The organism is Rhizobium sp. 9140, assembly GCF_900067135.1.
Taxonomy (GTDB): Bacteria; Pseudomonadota; Alphaproteobacteria; order Rhizobiales; family Rhizobiaceae; genus Ferranicluibacter.
The window spans coordinates 1,235,325-1,249,711 of record NZ_FJUR01000001.1; the positions used below are offsets into that span (position 1 = coordinate 1,235,325).

The 14,387-nt window shown below is 64.2% G+C and carries 8 protein-coding genes; 5 read left to right on the plus strand and 3 right to left on the minus strand.

Features of this window, described 5'->3' with window-relative positions; genetic code table 11:
- Nucleotides 1–117: 117 nt before the first annotated feature.
- From GA0004734_RS05740 to GA0004734_RS05755, 4 genes are all read left to right on the plus strand, one after another.
- A complete protein-coding gene (locus GA0004734_RS05740) occupies nucleotides 118–1,485 on the plus strand; it encodes an Nramp family divalent metal transporter (protein ID WP_092931977.1) in 1,368 nt (455 codons plus the stop codon).
- 90 nt (nucleotides 1,486–1,575) lie between these two features.
- Nucleotides 1,576–2,007, plus strand: coding sequence for a DUF4174 domain-containing protein (locus GA0004734_RS05745; protein ID WP_092931979.1), 432 nt, complete (start codon nucleotides 1,576–1,578; stop codon nucleotides 2,005–2,007).
- 101 nt (nucleotides 2,008–2,108) lie between these two features.
- Nucleotides 2,109–3,140, plus strand: coding sequence for a glycerophosphodiester phosphodiesterase family protein (locus GA0004734_RS05750; protein WP_092931981.1), 1,032 nt, complete (start codon nucleotides 2,109–2,111; stop codon nucleotides 3,138–3,140).
- 176 nt (nucleotides 3,141–3,316) lie between these two features.
- Entirely contained in the window at nucleotides 3,317–4,372 is a 1,056-nt protein-coding gene (locus tag GA0004734_RS05755) for a Tim44 domain-containing protein (protein ID WP_092931983.1), read from the plus strand.
- Between the two features lie 133 nt (nucleotides 4,373–4,505).
- Here the strand turns inward: GA0004734_RS05755 and GA0004734_RS05760 are convergent, their stop codons facing one another.
- The 3 genes from GA0004734_RS05760 to GA0004734_RS05770 form a co-directional block, all read right to left on the minus strand.
- Nucleotides 4,506–6,719, minus strand: a complete 2,214-nt coding sequence (locus GA0004734_RS05760) for an FAD-dependent oxidoreductase (protein ID WP_092931985.1) — start codon at nucleotides 6,717–6,719, stop codon at nucleotides 4,506–4,508.
- 296 nt (nucleotides 6,720–7,015) lie between these two features.
- Entirely contained in the window at nucleotides 7,016–8,224 is a 1,209-nt protein-coding gene (locus GA0004734_RS05765; protein WP_092931987.1) for an acetyl-CoA C-acetyltransferase, read from the minus strand.
- Nucleotides 8,225–8,297: 73 nt separating this feature from the next.
- Complete coding sequence (locus tag GA0004734_RS05770) at nucleotides 8,298–10,094, minus strand: acyl-CoA dehydrogenase C-terminal domain-containing protein (protein WP_092931989.1); 1,797 nt, start codon at nucleotides 10,092–10,094, stop codon at nucleotides 8,298–8,300.
- A gap of 343 nt (nucleotides 10,095–10,437) precedes the next feature.
- On the opposite strand from GA0004734_RS05770, the gene GA0004734_RS05775 reads away from it, so the two are divergent.
- Complete coding sequence (locus GA0004734_RS05775) at nucleotides 10,438–14,319, plus strand: peptidoglycan-binding protein (protein ID WP_092931991.1); 3,882 nt, start codon at nucleotides 10,438–10,440, stop codon at nucleotides 14,317–14,319.
- Nucleotides 14,320–14,387: the final 68 nt, after the last annotated feature.

A 14,387-nucleotide genomic window follows, 5' to 3' on the forward strand; every position in this document is an offset into this window, starting at 1 on the left:
CAATGACACCGCACTGCAGAAAAAAGCAAGATCGATGAAATATAGCATATTGCATAATGTTGGGGCCTGCCCTAATTTTCTGACCTTGACGCCTTTCCGCATCCGGAGACTGCCCCAATGGCCACCCCCGACGTTTCACTGAACCAGCGCGAGACCCGCTCCAGCTGGCGGTTCAACCACTCGGAAGAGGAGGGACGCCAGAGTCTCGCAGATGTGCATTCGACCGTCGCGGTGCCCACCGGCGGCACGTGGTTCCGGCGGTTCCTCGCCTTCGTCGGCCCGGGCTACATGGTGTCGGTCGGCTACATGGACCCCGGCAACTGGGCAACCGATATCGCCGGTGGCGCCCAGTTCGGCTACACGCTGCTGACCGTCATTCTCCTCTCCAACCTCATGGCCATTCTGCTACAGGCGCTGGCCGCGCGCCTCGGCATCGCCACTGGCCGCGATCTGGCGCAAGCCTGTCGCGATGCATACCCGAAGCCCGTCGGTTTCGTGCTCTGGATCGCCTGCGAACTCGCCATCATCGCCTGCGACCTTGCAGAGGTTATCGGCACGGCGATCGCGCTGAAGCTGCTGTTCGGCATTCCCCTGATCGCCGGCGCGCTGATCACCGCGCTCGACGCCATTCTGCTGCTTTATCTGATGCAGAAGGGCTTCCGCTTCCTGGAAGCCTTCGTCATGGCGCTGCTCGGCATCATCGCCCTCTGTTTCATCGTACAGATTGCGGCGGCGGCTCCGCCGGTCGCCGCTGTGCTTCAGGGCTTTCTACCCTCGACGGAGGTCGTCACCAATCCGGCCATGCTCTACATCGCCATCGGCATCATCGGCGCCACCGTCATGCCGCACAATCTCTACCTCCACTCGTCCATCGTCCAGACGCGCCAGTTCGAGCGCACCGAGCCGGGCAAGCGCGAGGCCATCAAGTGGGCAACGCTCGACAGCACGATCGCCCTCATGTTGGCGCTGTTCATCAATGCCGCCATCCTCATCGTCGCAGCCTCCGTCTTCCATGCCAATGGCCGCACCGATGTCGCGGAGATCGAACAGGCTTACGAGCTTCTGTCGCCCCTGCTGGGCCTCGGCATCGCCTCGACGCTTTTTGCCGTGGCGCTTCTCGCCTCCGGCCTCAACTCCACCGTCACGGCGACCCTTGCCGGCCAGATCGTCATGGAAGGCTTTCTGCGGCTGACGATCCCCAACTGGGCGCGTCGCCTCATCACCCGCGGCATCGCCATCGTTCCTGTCGTCGTCATCACCTACCTCTATGGCGAGCGCGGCACGGCCGAACTTCTGGTGCTGAGCCAGGTCGTGCTCTCCATGCAGCTGCCCTTCGCCGTCATCCCGCTCGTCAGCTTCGTCACCAACCGCGAAAAGATGGGCACCTTCGTGGTTGCCCGCTGGGTCGGCGTGCTTGCCTGGCTGGTCGCCACGATCATCGTCGTGCTCAACGTCAAGCTGCTCTACGACACGTTCATCGCCTGACCGCCGTACTCTGAGGGGGCCGCGGTCTGACGGGGATGTGAAGGAACGCCGTGCCGATGCGCGGCGTTTGTCGCGTGAAGGAGATCCCCGATGATCCGCAGTCTCAAGACGTTCGCCGTTGCCCTTTTCGTCGCCAGTGGCATATCGGTCGCCAGCGCCGCTGGCCTGGATGCATTCGGCTGGAAGAACCGCGTGCTGATCGTCTTCGCAAACCCCGGCAATCCCGATGCGGCAGAGCAGCGGCGACTTCTTGTCGATGACACGAAAGCCCTTGCAGATCGCGACATGGTGGTCCTCGACGTTGTGAGCGACACCGTAAAGCCGATCTACGGCAAGGCGGATGCGGTCACGGCGCAAGAACTTCGCAACGACGCTGGCGTTATGGAGGGCAGCCGTTTCACGGTGATTCTCGTCGGCAAGGACGGCGGAATCAAGCTGCGCGCGACAGAGCCCGTGGGGCCGGATCAGCTCTTCGGCCTGATCGACAGCATGCCGATGCGTGCGAATGAGGCTTCTCGCTAAGGCCACATCACACTTCACCCTCCCGTCATCACAGCTTCACGGCGCTGTCACGGTCGGATTGTAAGCCCAGCGGACCCGCAACCGTCCAAAGGGCTTGCACGATGCGCCGGACTGGTTTTCTCATCTCCGCATTCGCCTTCTGCGTCGCTCTGGTCTCGACCTTTCCCGCTCAGGCGGTCGATAACACGCGGACTGCCCGGATCCTCGACCGGTTGAAGAACGCCAATGCCTGGCGCAGTCATATCATGGTCGTCGCGCACCGGACCGGCTGGAAGGAAAACGGCCGCATGATCCGCGCGGAGAATTCGCTCGATGCGATCCGTAATGCCATCGCGATCGGCGCCGAGATGATCGAGCTTGATGTCCGCAAGTCGTCCGATGGCACGCTGATCCTTATGCATGACGATTTTCTGGATCGGACCACGACCTGCCGCGGCGAAACCCGCACGACACCATTGGCGAGGCTGAAAACCTGCCGCCTCTTGGTCGAGGCTGACGGTCATGCGACAGATGAGACGGTGCCGACGCTGGAGCAAGCCCTCATTGAGACGCGCGGCCGCATTCTGGTCAACATCGACAACAAGCTGACGCCGGATATCTTGCCGGAGGTCGCTACGCTTGCCCGTCGCTTGGGGATGGCCGAGCAGATCCTCGTCAAGGAAAACCTCTGGAACGACAGGCGCATCGCCGACGCCAGGGCGCTGATGACAGCGATCGGTCCCGATATCACCTTCCTGCCCATCCTTGCCGACGATGCCGTACACGATGCTGATTTCATGGCGAAGGCAACGTCGAGCTTCGGCGCGCCGGCCGCAGAACTCGTCCATTGGCACGCCGACGATGCACCGCAGACGGTCGATGGCGGCGTGCTGTTCTCCGCCAAGGCCCGCGCCGCCGCCATCCGGGGCAACTGGCACCAGTGGGTCAACACCTACACGATCATCAATCGCGCACCGGGCATGCAGGCAGGCGGACGCGGGGATGAGCGCGCCGTCATCGACGGCAAGCCGCTTGAAAGCTGGGGCTTCTGGATCGACCGTGGCGCAACGATCATCCAGACCGACGAGCCCAAGGCCTTGATTGCGTGGCTGGAAAAGAGCGGCTACCGGGTTCCCTACGACCTGACCAACTAAAGACGCTCCAGGAGTGCCCGACGCGATGCGGAGAGGCAAATTGCACCCGCCTGTTCCGTCACAGCCGATGCCGTTTTCGTGAACGACGCGCAAAACCCTTTCAACACGTGGTGTCTATGCCCATATAGTTCGCACAAGGGTCTAGCGATCCGGTTGAACGATGATGGGGACGAGGCATGTCAGGATTGAAGAAATTTGCAGTATTGTCGGCGGTCGCGATGACGCTCGTCATTACGGCGACGGATTTCGCGGAAGCACGCCGTGCAGGCGGTGGCTTCGGTAGCCGCGGCACGCGCACCTTCTCCGCACCGCCCGTCACGCGCACGGCCCCGAACACCACGGCGCCGATTGACCGGACCATGACCCCGCAATCGACGCGTCCGAATGCGGCGCAGAACCAGCCGGGTGCTGCTCAAACAGCGCCCGCGCGTCGTCCCGGCGGCTTTTTCGGCGGGTTCGGCGGCTCGCTGCTGGGCGGTCTCGCGCTTGGTGGCTTGCTCGGCATGATGATGGGCAACGGCTTCGGCGGCGCTGCCGGCTTCCTCGGCATGCTGCTGCAACTCGCCTTGATCGGCGGTGCCGCGATGCTGCTGATGCGCTTCCTGCGCAATCGTCAGCAGCCTGCGACCGGTCGCGCTGGCGCTGGCGGAGCCACTGCTGGCAACCCGTATAATGGCTACGCCCGCGAGGCGGCAAACGACCCTTCCCGTGGCCAGACGAGCAATGCACAGCAGGGAAATGCGCAAGGCTCGCGCGGCCCGGGCTTCGCGATCCCGCGCATTGGCGGCGGTCCTGTACAGCCGGCACGCGCCGCAGCCGTTTCCGATGAACTCGGCATCGGCCCGGCCGATCTGGAGCGTTTCGAGACCATGCTGAAGGACGTGCAGACAGCCTACGGCGCGGAAGACTACGGTGCCCTGCGTCGCCTGACGACGCCGGAAGCCATGTCGTGGCTCGCCGAGGAACTGAGCGAAAACGCGACCAAGGGCCTCCGCAACGAAGTCCGCGACGTCAAGCTTCTCCAGGGCGATCTGGCGGAATCCTGGCGCGAAGAAGCCGGCGAATTTGCAACCGTCGCCATGCGCTACGAAAGCATCGACGTCACGCGCGACCGGGACACGGGTAAGGTCGTCGAAGGCGATCCGGATCGTCCGACGGAAACGACCGAAGTCTGGACCTTCTTCCGCCGCCCGAGCACCCAGTGGCAGGTCTCCGCTATCCAGGCAGCCTGACGTCGCCGAGGCGGCTCCGCCCCAGAAATAGGGGTTCCAAAAGAAAAGGCCGGCGCACAATGCGCCGGCCCTTTTTTATTATTGACGTCGTCCGGGCCGGGTTCCATCGCCATGCCCGATGAGACAGCCTTTATCAGGCAGCGGCAGCAACCTTTGCGTAGGGGTCGAAGCGGCCGTAGAAGGTTTCGCCCTTGGCTGCCATGTCCTTCAGCAGCGGCGTCGGTGCGAAGTGATCGCCATAGGTCGCGGCCAGCGTCTCGCAGAGCGCGACGAACGCCTTGGCACCCATGCCGTCGATGTAAGACAGCGTGCCGCCCGTATAGGGCGCAAAGCCGAAGCCGAGGATGGAGCCGACATCGGCCTCGCGCGGATCGGTGACGATGCCTTCCTCCACGGTGCGCGCGGCTTCGAGCGCGATGGTGACGAGGAAGCGATCCTTGATCGTCTGGACGTCGAGTTCGTCCGCCGGCTTCTGCGGGTAGAGCTCCTTCAAACCTGCCCAGATATGCTTCTTCGCAGGCTTTTCCGGATAGTCGTAGAAACCCTTGCCGTTCTTGCGCCCGCGCCGGTCGAGGTCATCGACGAGCTTGTTGACGAGTTCGAGATGGGCCGGATCCACAGCCTGTTCGCCGAGATCGGCAACGGTCGCCTTGAGGATCTTCTGCGACAGGTCGATGGCCACTTCATCGTTGAGCGAGAGGGGACCGACCGGCATGCCGGCCATCTTAGCCACGTTCTCGATCATCACCGCCGGCACGCCTTCGATCAGCATGTCATAGGCTTCGTGGATATAGCGGAAGACGCAACGATTGACGTAGAAGCCGCGCGTGTCGTTGACGACGATCGGGGTCTTCTTGATCGCCGCGACATAGTCGAGCGCCCGGGCAAGCGCCGCATCGCCGGTTTCCTTGCCGAGAATGACCTCGGTCAGCATCATCTTCTCGACCGGCGAGAAGAAATGGACGCCGATGAACTGGGCGGGACGCTTCGAGTTCTCGGCAAGCCCGGTGATTGGCAGCGTCGAGGTGTTGGATGCAAAGATCGCGTCGGGCGACAGCACGGCTTCGACGGCTTCGATCACATCCTTCTTGACCTTGCGGTCCTCGAATACGGCCTCGACCACGAAGTCGGCGGTCTTCAGGTCGGCATAATCGGCAGATGGGGTGATCAGTGCGAGAAGCTGTTCGCCCTTTTCCTGCGTCATGCGGCCCTTGGCCACGCTGTCCTTCACGAGACCTTCCGAATGCGCCTTGCCCTTGGTTGCCGCCGCGATGTCGCGGTCGATCAGGGTCACGGGAATGCCAGCTGCGGCCGTGACATAGGCGATGGAAGCGCCCATGAAGCCTGCGCCGATGACGCCGACATGCTTGAAGTCCGACTTCGGAACGCCGGCCGGCCGGCGTGCGCCCTTGCCGAGTTCCTGCATGGAGACGAACAGCGAGCGGATCATCGAGAAGGCCTCGGTGGTCTGCAGGATCTGGGTGAAGTAGCGCTGCTCGATCTTCAGCGCCGTGTCGAAGGGAACCTGAAGGCCTTCATAGACGCACTTCACGATGGCCAGCGCACCGGGATAGTTGCCGTAAGTCTCGCGGCGCAGGATGCCGGAGGCGGCCGGCCAGAGCTGGGCGCCGGCAGCGCTCCACATGGAGCCGCCGGGCGCCTTGAATCCCTTTTCGTCCCAGGGCTGGACAGCCTTCAGGCCGTTCTTGATCATGGCTTTGGCGGCATCGATCAGAGCCTCGGGAGCGGCAAGCTCGTGCACCAGGCCCAGCGCCTTGGCACGCTGGGGGGTGAGCGTCTGCCCGGTCGTCATCATCTGCAGCGCATCCTGCGCATTGGTGAGACGCGGCACGCGCTGCGTGCCGCCGGCGCCAGGGAAGATCCCGACCTTGACTTCGGGCAGGGCGATCTTGACGGCCTTGGAATTGGAAGCGACGCGGCCATGGCAGGCGAGCGACAGCTCGAAGGCGCCGCCCATGCAGGTGCCGTTGATGGCGGAAACCCATGGCTTGCCGGAGGTCTCGATCTTGCGGAATAAGCCGGTCATCTCGCCGCAAAGCTCGAACAGCTTCTGTGCCGCGGTTTCCGGGTTTTTCTTCTTCTCTTCCGCCTGGAAGGTGAACATGCCCTTGATCATCGAGAGATCGGCGCCGCCCGAGAAGGTCGCCTTGCCCGAGGTAAAGACGACGCCCTTGACGGCCTCGTCCTTCACGACCGCATCGTTGACGGCGGCGAGTTCCCGCAGGACATCGGCCGTGAACACGTTCATCGACTTGTCCGGCATGTCCCAGGTCACGAGAGCAATGCCGTCGGCGTCCGTTTCGATTGTGAAATTGGTGTAGGTCATGGCAGGATTCCTCTCCCTGAAAGGTGTCTATAGAAGCCGCTACCGGCCGAGGCATGCTGCCTCTGAGTCCAGATCACTGAAAATAAAGAAAGACAACGAAGCCAGCGATGACGAGCAGCGTCAGAAGAGAGCCGACAGCGTTTTTTTTTGGCCCGCTGCGCAGCTTCCTTCTTCGAGATTACGCGGGACGCCGCTTCGTGGGCGTCGCGCATGTTCTCGTCCAGACGACGCAGTTCGAAATGCCGGTTCGTCTCGTTCTGACCCACTCCGTCATCCCTTCGATAGGCCTAGCGATATCAGACGCGTTCGATGATCGTAGCGGTGCCCATGCCCGCGCCGATGCAAAGCGTGACGAGGGCGGTGTTGAGGTCGCGGCGCTCCAACTCGTCGAGCACTGTGCCAAGAATCATCGCGCCGGTTGCGCCGAGCGGATGGCCGAGCGCGATGGCGCCGCCATTGACGTTCATGATGTCATGCGAGATGTCAAAAGCTTGGAGGTAGCGCAGCACGACGGCGGCAAAAGCCTCGTTCAGCTCGAACAGGTCGATATCGGCAATCGTCATGCCGGCACGCTTCAGAAGCTTTTCCGTCACGTCAACAGGGCCGGTCAGCATCAGTGCCGGGTCGGAGCCGATGTTCGCAAAGGCCTTGATGCGGGCGCGGGGCTTGGCTCCGAGGCTTTCGCCGCCGGCCTTGGAGCCAAGCAGCACGAGACCGGCACCGTCCACGATGCCCGACGAGTTGCCGGCATGGTGGACGTAATTGATCTTCTCGATTTCCGGGTGCGCCTGGATGCCGACGGCCTCGAAGCCGCCCATTTCGCCGGGCATCTGGAAGGACGGGTTGAGGCTGGCCAGGTTCTGCATTGTCGTCGTCGGACGCATATGCTCGTCCTTTGCGAGGATGACGATGCCGTTCTGGTCCTTTACTGGAACGACCGACCGGTCGAAATAGCCCTTCTCCCAGGAGACGCCGGCGCGGCGCTGGCTTTCGACGGCGTAGCTATCGACGTCATCGCGTGAGAAGCCGTATTTGGTCGCGATCAGATCGGCCGACACGCCCTGCGGCATGAAGTAGCCGGGGAAGCTGACGGAGGGGTCCATGTACCAGGCACCGCCCGACATGCCCATGCCGACGCGTGACATGCTCTCGACGCCGCCGGCGATGACGATGTCGTCGGCGCCCTGCGCGATCTTGCCGGCCGCCAGATTGATGGCATCGAGTGCCGATGCGCAGAAGCGGGAGATCTGGATCCCCGGTGCGCGGTTGGAATAGCCCGCTTCGAAGGCCGCGGCCTTCGGGATCACGGCGCCGGCTTCGAACACCGGATCGACGCAACCCATGATGATGTCGTCGACGGTGTTCGTGTCGAGCCCGTTGCGGTCGCGCAGCGCTTCCAGCATGCGTGCGGCGAGGCGGGGTGTCGGCACCTCATGGAGGGCGCCGTCCTTTTTGCCGCGACCGCGTGGCGTGCGCACATGGTCGTAAATGAAGACGTCAGTCATTATCCCGTTCTCCCAATCGGCACAAAGCCGTCTGTATATTCGTGGAGGCGATCAATTCAGGGGTGGTTGCGTATCAGAACGCGGCGGCGTCGAGCGCCATCAGCGTATCCGATCCCGCTTCGATGCGCGAGCGGCGCAGAGCCGTCTCGGGCAGGATGCGGTCCATGTAGAAGGTCGCCGTCACCAGCTTGTTCTTCAGAAAGTCCTCCCGGTCGCCAGCGCCCGATGCGAGCAGCCCCTGTGCGGTCTTGGCCATCTTGGCCCACATGTAGCCCAGCACGACAAGGCCGCTGAGGTGCATGTAATCCGTCGAGCCGGCACCGGCATTGTCGGGCTTTGCCATGGCGTTCGACATGAACCACATGGAGGCCGACTGCAGGTCGTTCAGGCTCTTCTTGAGCGCCTTGGTATAGGCGGTCATCTGCTCGTCGCCGCGGTTCTCGTCGCAGAAGTCGCCGATCTCCTTGAACAGGGCCATCACGGCGCGACCGCCGTTGAGGCCCAGCTTGCGGCCGACGAGGTCGAGCGCCTGAATACCGTTCGCGCCTTCGTAGATCATGGCGATACGGGCGTCGCGCACATACTGGCTCATGCCGTGCTCTTCGATATAGCCGTGCCCGCCGAAGACCTGCTGCGCCATGACGGCGTGGTCGAAGCCGCGGTCGGTCAGCACGCCCTTGAGGATCGGCGTCACCAGGCCGAGCAGGTCGTCCGCCGTCTGGCGTTCGGCCTCGTCCTGCGAGCGATGCGCGACGTCCGACTTCAGCGCGGTCCACAGCGTGAAGGCGCGGCTGGCCTCGTTGAAGGCGCGGATGGTCATCAGCACACGGCGGATGTCGGGGTGGACGATCAGCGGATCGGCCTTCTTGTCCGGCGCCTTGATGCCCGACAGCGAGCGGCCCTGAAGGCGCTCGCGGGCGTAGGCGACGGCGTTCTGGTAGGCGATTTCCGAGATGGAGAGGCCCTGAAGGCCGACGCCGAGACGGGCCTCGTTCATCATGACGAACATGGCGTTCAGGCCGCGATTGGCCGTGCCGATCAGGTAGCCCGTCGCATCGTCGTAGTTCATCACACAGGTCGAGTTGCCGTGGATGCCCATCTTGTGCTCGATGGCGCCGCAGGTCGCGCCGTTGCGGGTGCCCGGCGTGCCGTCGGCTTCCACGATGAACTTCGGCACGATGAAGAGCGAGATGCCCTTCGTGCCCTCGGGTGCGCCTTCGATGCGAGCGAGAACGAGATGGATGATGTTGTCGGCCATGTCGTGTTCGCCGGCGGAGATGAAGATCTTCTGGCCGGAAATTTTGTAGCTGCCGTCCGGCTGCGGCACGGCCTTGGAGCGCAGAAGCCCGAGATCGGTGCCACAGTGCGGCTCCGTCAGGTTCATCGTTCCCGTCCATTCGCCGGCGATCATCTTCGGCAGATAGGTCGCGCGCTGCTCGTCCGTGCCATGCTCGATGATGGCGGCGATCGCGCCCTGCGTCAGACCCGGATACATGGTCAGCGACATGTTGGCAGACGACATGTATTCGCCGATCGCCGTGTGCAGCGTGTAGGGCAGGCCCTGGCCGCCGAATTCTTCCGGTGCGGCAAGACCGAGCCAGCCGCTTTCGCGATACAGCTCATAGGCTTCCTTGAACCCCTTGGGCGTCGTCACCGAACCGTCCGGATGGCGCACGCAGCCTTCCTGGTCGCCGGAGAGGTTTAGCGGGAACAGCACTTCCTCGGCAAGCTTTGCGGCTTCGCCGACGATGGCGTCCAGCATGTCGGGCGTCACGTCCGAGAAACCGGGTATATTGTTATACCGCTCGATACCGAGCACGTCGTTAAGAATGAAAAGCGTATCCTCGACCGGAGCCTTGTAGATGGGCATCGACTGTCTTCCTCCCTGCGGCCTAACCTCATAAGGCCATTCATGAGGGTACTCTATTAAAAACTGACGTGCGCGTAAACGTCAAAATTCAGGTCCGCGGCATTTTGCCCGAACAATCTGGCGTGAACGGCACCCCGGGCATGGTGTCGTGCGGGATTTTCGAAGGCCGAATCCGAAATCCTCCCACAGGTTAACGGCTTGTTTACCACGTTCCGGGAAAGTGGCGCGAGAGGTCAATGCTGCTTGTTCCGTTCCGAGTCGTCCGCAGCCTTGTCCACCGGCTCAAGGGGCCTGATCCTTCAGTCGTGTTCAGGGAATGCCAGGCGAAGAGGCGAAAGCAAACATGAACGGATCGCGATCAACTCCTCCCCGGATGGGCATGCCGGCCGACGAGCGTCTTGACGGTCGGCACGGCGAGCGCTCCTCGCTGGAAGCTCTCAACCGTACGATTGAAGGCCTGGAAGCCCGCATCGAAGGCCTGATCGCGCCCGCCAAGCGCGAGGCCCATCCGCCGGAAGCGGCAAGAGTGGAGCCACGTCCCGCCATTGCCGAACGCCCGGTTTCCCGTGCCGATGCCATTTCCGAAATCCTGCAGCGGCAGCGCGCTCTGAGCGCCACCCGTCTGGAAAAGGCGACCGAGCGCCATCAGATCCAGACGCGCGCGCCCTCCACGCCAGCCACGGCACCGGCCCCCGCCGTCTCCCGTTCGCCCGACCGCTACGTCATGCCCGCCTATGACGACCGCCAGCCCCCGCGCCGCTCGCTGGACGACGACCGTTCCGCGCGGAGCGCGGCCGAGCCGGTGCGCACCGCATCCCGTCCCGTTCCGCAGGCTGCACCCGCCGCCATGTCGGATGCCGCCGTTCGCGACATCGCCACGGCTCTGGTCGGCCTTCGCCAGGACTTGAAGCGCGACATCGAGCAGGGTCTGTCCCGCGAAATGTCGTCGCTGCGCAGCGAGATGCACGGCATCGCCGCGGCTGCCACGCAGGGCGATGCGCTCGCGCACGACATCCGTCAGGACCTGCAGCGTCTCTCGCTCTCGCTGGCCGATCTCGGTCGCCAGCCGACGACCTCCGACAGCGATGCCCTGCGCGCCGATCTCGACGAGATGCGCGCCATGATCGATGGTCTCGCACGCGAGGAAAGCGTGCGCCGTATGGAGAGCCGCTGGACCGGCGTGGAGGACCGGCTGAACGTTTTCGATGCCGCCCGCGACGACGAACTCGTTGCGCTGGCCTACCGCCTCGACGAAATCAAGTCGCAGCTCGGCACCATGAACAATGGCCCGGCGCTCTATGCGCTGGAAGACAAGCTCGTGGCCGTCGCACAGGCCATCGACCTGATCGGCCGCCACATGCAGCCAGACGACCGCCGTTTCCAGGAGCAGTTCGCCGATCTCGATGCGCGTCTGGACGAAATCAGCCGCGCCATCGTCGCCAGCGGCCGCACCGCATCGACCTCCGACAGCCCGGGCGTCACCCGTGTCGAAAGCCGGCTCGTAGACCTCTCGCGCCAGATCGACGATCTCGCCTTTCCCGCCGACGATGGCCTCGCTTCCCGCATCGAAGCGCTGTCCGCGCGCGTCGAAGATCTGGTCAACGCGGAAGCCGCCGCCCGCCTCGAAGAGCGGCTGGACCATCTCTCCGCCATGATGGAGCGCGCCGAACGCGCCTCCGCACAGCCGGACCTGAGCGGTCACCTCGCCGAAATATCCGCCAAGATCGATGCACTCGATACCGGTGATGTGAGCGACACGCTTGCCCGCCGCTTCGACGATCTCGCCCGCCGCATCGATGGCCTCGACAGCCCGGCACCGCTGGTCGACGATCGCTTCCTGCGGCTGGAAGACCAGCTGTCGGGCATCGCCCAGCGTCTCGACGAAACGCATGCCGCACCCTATGACGATGGTCAGGTGCTGCGCAGCCTGCAGGACCAGATCGCCAATCTCTCCTTCCTCATCAGCGAGCCGCGCGAGGTCGCAGCCGCCGTGCCCGCCGACGTCGAGGGCCGCATGAACGCGCTGGAGGATTATCTCGCCTCCAGCGACGAATACATCATCGAGGCTGCCCGTCAGGCCGCCGAAGCTGTGATGGAAGCCTACACGCGCAACGGCATGACGCAGTCGGCATCCCCGGCCATTGCCGATATCGCCGCCATCTCGGCGCTCGCCGACGATCTGAAGACGCTGGAAGATCTCAGCCGCTCGAGCGATGAGCGCACCGCCCGCACCTTCGAGGCGCTGCACGAGACGCTCGTGCACATTGCCGACAAGCTGGAGCGCATCGAGGAGCGCGCCACCGCGCCTATGCTGCGCGATGAAATGCTGCGCGATGAACCGGTTCCCGCCTTCGGCCGCCGCGATACGGCGGCACCAATGCCGCGTGCCGAAACGCCAGCTTTTTTGGAGCGCGAAGAGGTCGGTAGCAGCTATGACGACCTGACGCGCAACATGCGCGCCACCGTCGCGATGCCGGCCGATCTGGCGGCCCGTTCGCCCATGGAGCGGGATGACCGGGTGTCCGAGGATGCCGGCCTGGACGCGCACCGTTTCGCCGATGCGGAGATCCGCGAGCCCGCCACCGCCGCAGCCCAAGTCGATGCACCCGCCGTCCGCACCGGCCTTCTCTCCGGCCTCGCCAGCCGCTTTTCGCCAAGGCGCGGCAAGCCGGCGGCTCCCGTCGAGCGCCAGTTCGTCGAGCCGACGCCCTCCATCGATGCGCTGGAAACCATCAATCCCGATGCTGCCAATCAGCTGCTGGAGCCGGGCTCCGGTACGCCGGATGTCAAGAAGATCCTGGAGCGCGTGCGCGCCGGGCAGTCGGCGCGGCCCGTTGCTTCCGGAGACGGCGACAAGTCGGATTTCATCGCCGCGGCGCGCCGTGCGGCCCAGCAGGCAGCCCAGGAAGTGGACACCGGCAACCGGTCGGCCGCGCGTCCCGGTGCAGCCCCGGGCGCCCTTGCCCGTCATCGCCGCCCGATCCTCATGGCCGTCGGCGCGGTGCTGCTTGCCATCCTCTCCTATCCGCTCGTCAGCACGCTGATGAAGCACGAGCAGGCAACTGCGCCGGTAACGTCCATCGAGACGCCAGGCACGATGGAAACGGCGCCGGCCGACGTCGCACCGGAAACGTCCTCCGGGTCGGTGCCGACGCTCGCAGCGCCCTCGGGCGAACCTGCGCCGCAGGCGGCGGACGATGGTGTCGCGCCACTGAGTTCGCTCCAGCCGCAAAGCGACGCGGCCGCCGGCGAAAGCGCTGCGGCATCGCAGGCCGAGACACAGGTGACGACAACGGCCGCCGAAAATGCTCAGGCCGAAGCACCCGTTGCCCAGGCTTCTGCGACAGATGCACCTGCGTCTGCAGCTCCGGTGGACGTGCCCGCCGAAATCGTGCCCGCAGCGCTTGCCGATGCAGCCCGTGCCGGCGATCCCAAGGCCTACTTCGAAATCGGCGCCGTTTACACCGAGGGTCGCGGCGTGAAGGCCGACTTCGCCAAGGCCGCAGAATGGTACCAGCGCGCGGCGGATGCCGGCGTGGTTCCCGCGCAATACCGCCTCGGCAGCCTCTACGAAAAAGGCACCGGCGTTCCGCGCGATCCCGCCCGGGCACGTGCGCTCTACCAGCAGGCGGCCGAGAGCGGCAATGCCAATGCCATGCACAACCTTGCGGTCATGCTGGCCAGCGGCAGCGGCGCCAATCCGGACTTCACGCTCGCCAGCATGTGGTTTGCGAAAGCTGCAGACCTCGGCCTGCGCGACAGCCAGTTCAACCTCGCCATCCTCTATGCCCGCGGCAACGGCGTCGCGAAGGATCTCCTGGAATCCTACAAGTGGTTCTCGGTTGCGGCAGCCGATGGCGATACGGATGCGGCGCAGAAGCGCGATCAGGTCGAAAAGGAACTGTCTCCGGACCAGCTGACGGCCGCCAAGGCCAAGGTCGCCTCTTGGAAGCCGGCAACGCTCGATCCGAAGGGTAACGACACGACGGTTCCGGACACCTGGGTCGGCAAGGGCACCAAGACGTCCTCCGTCGATATGAAGAAGGCCGTCCGCAACATTCAGGCCATCCTCAACAATAACGGCTTCGATGCGGGTACGCCGGATGGCGCGCTCGGCGCCAAGACCGTCAACGCCATCAAGGCCTTCCAGACCTCGATCGGACAGGAGCCGAACGGCCGCATCACCGACGCCCTCGTCAAGGAGCTGCTGAAGCGCAACAGCTGATTTCAGCGTGACGCAATCGGACGCGCGTTCCGCCGCGTCCGAGGCCAAAGTTCGAAAAAGCCGGGCGT

Coding starts and splice junctions, on each gene's coding strand:
- GA0004734_RS05755 (WP_092931983.1), top strand. CDS start 3,317: ATGTCAGGATTGAAGAAATTTGCAGTATTGTCGGCGGTCGCGATGACG.
- GA0004734_RS05775 (WP_092931991.1), top strand. CDS start 10,438: ATGAACGGATCGCGATCAACTCCTCCCCGGATGGGCATGCCGGCCGAC.
- GA0004734_RS05745 (WP_092931979.1), top strand. CDS start 1,576: ATGATCCGCAGTCTCAAGACGTTCGCCGTTGCCCTTTTCGTCGCCAGT.
- GA0004734_RS05740 (WP_092931977.1), top strand. CDS start 118: ATGGCCACCCCCGACGTTTCACTGAACCAGCGCGAGACCCGCTCCAGC.
- GA0004734_RS05760 (WP_092931985.1), bottom strand. CDS start 6,719: ATGACCTACACCAATTTCACAATCGAAACGGACGCCGACGGCATTGCT.
- GA0004734_RS05750 (WP_092931981.1), top strand. CDS start 2,109: ATGCGCCGGACTGGTTTTCTCATCTCCGCATTCGCCTTCTGCGTCGCT.
- GA0004734_RS05770 (WP_092931989.1), bottom strand. CDS start 10,094: ATGCCCATCTACAAGGCTCCGGTCGAGGATACGCTTTTCATTCTTAAC.
- GA0004734_RS05765 (WP_092931987.1), bottom strand. CDS start 8,224: ATGACTGACGTCTTCATTTACGACCATGTGCGCACGCCACGCGGTCGC.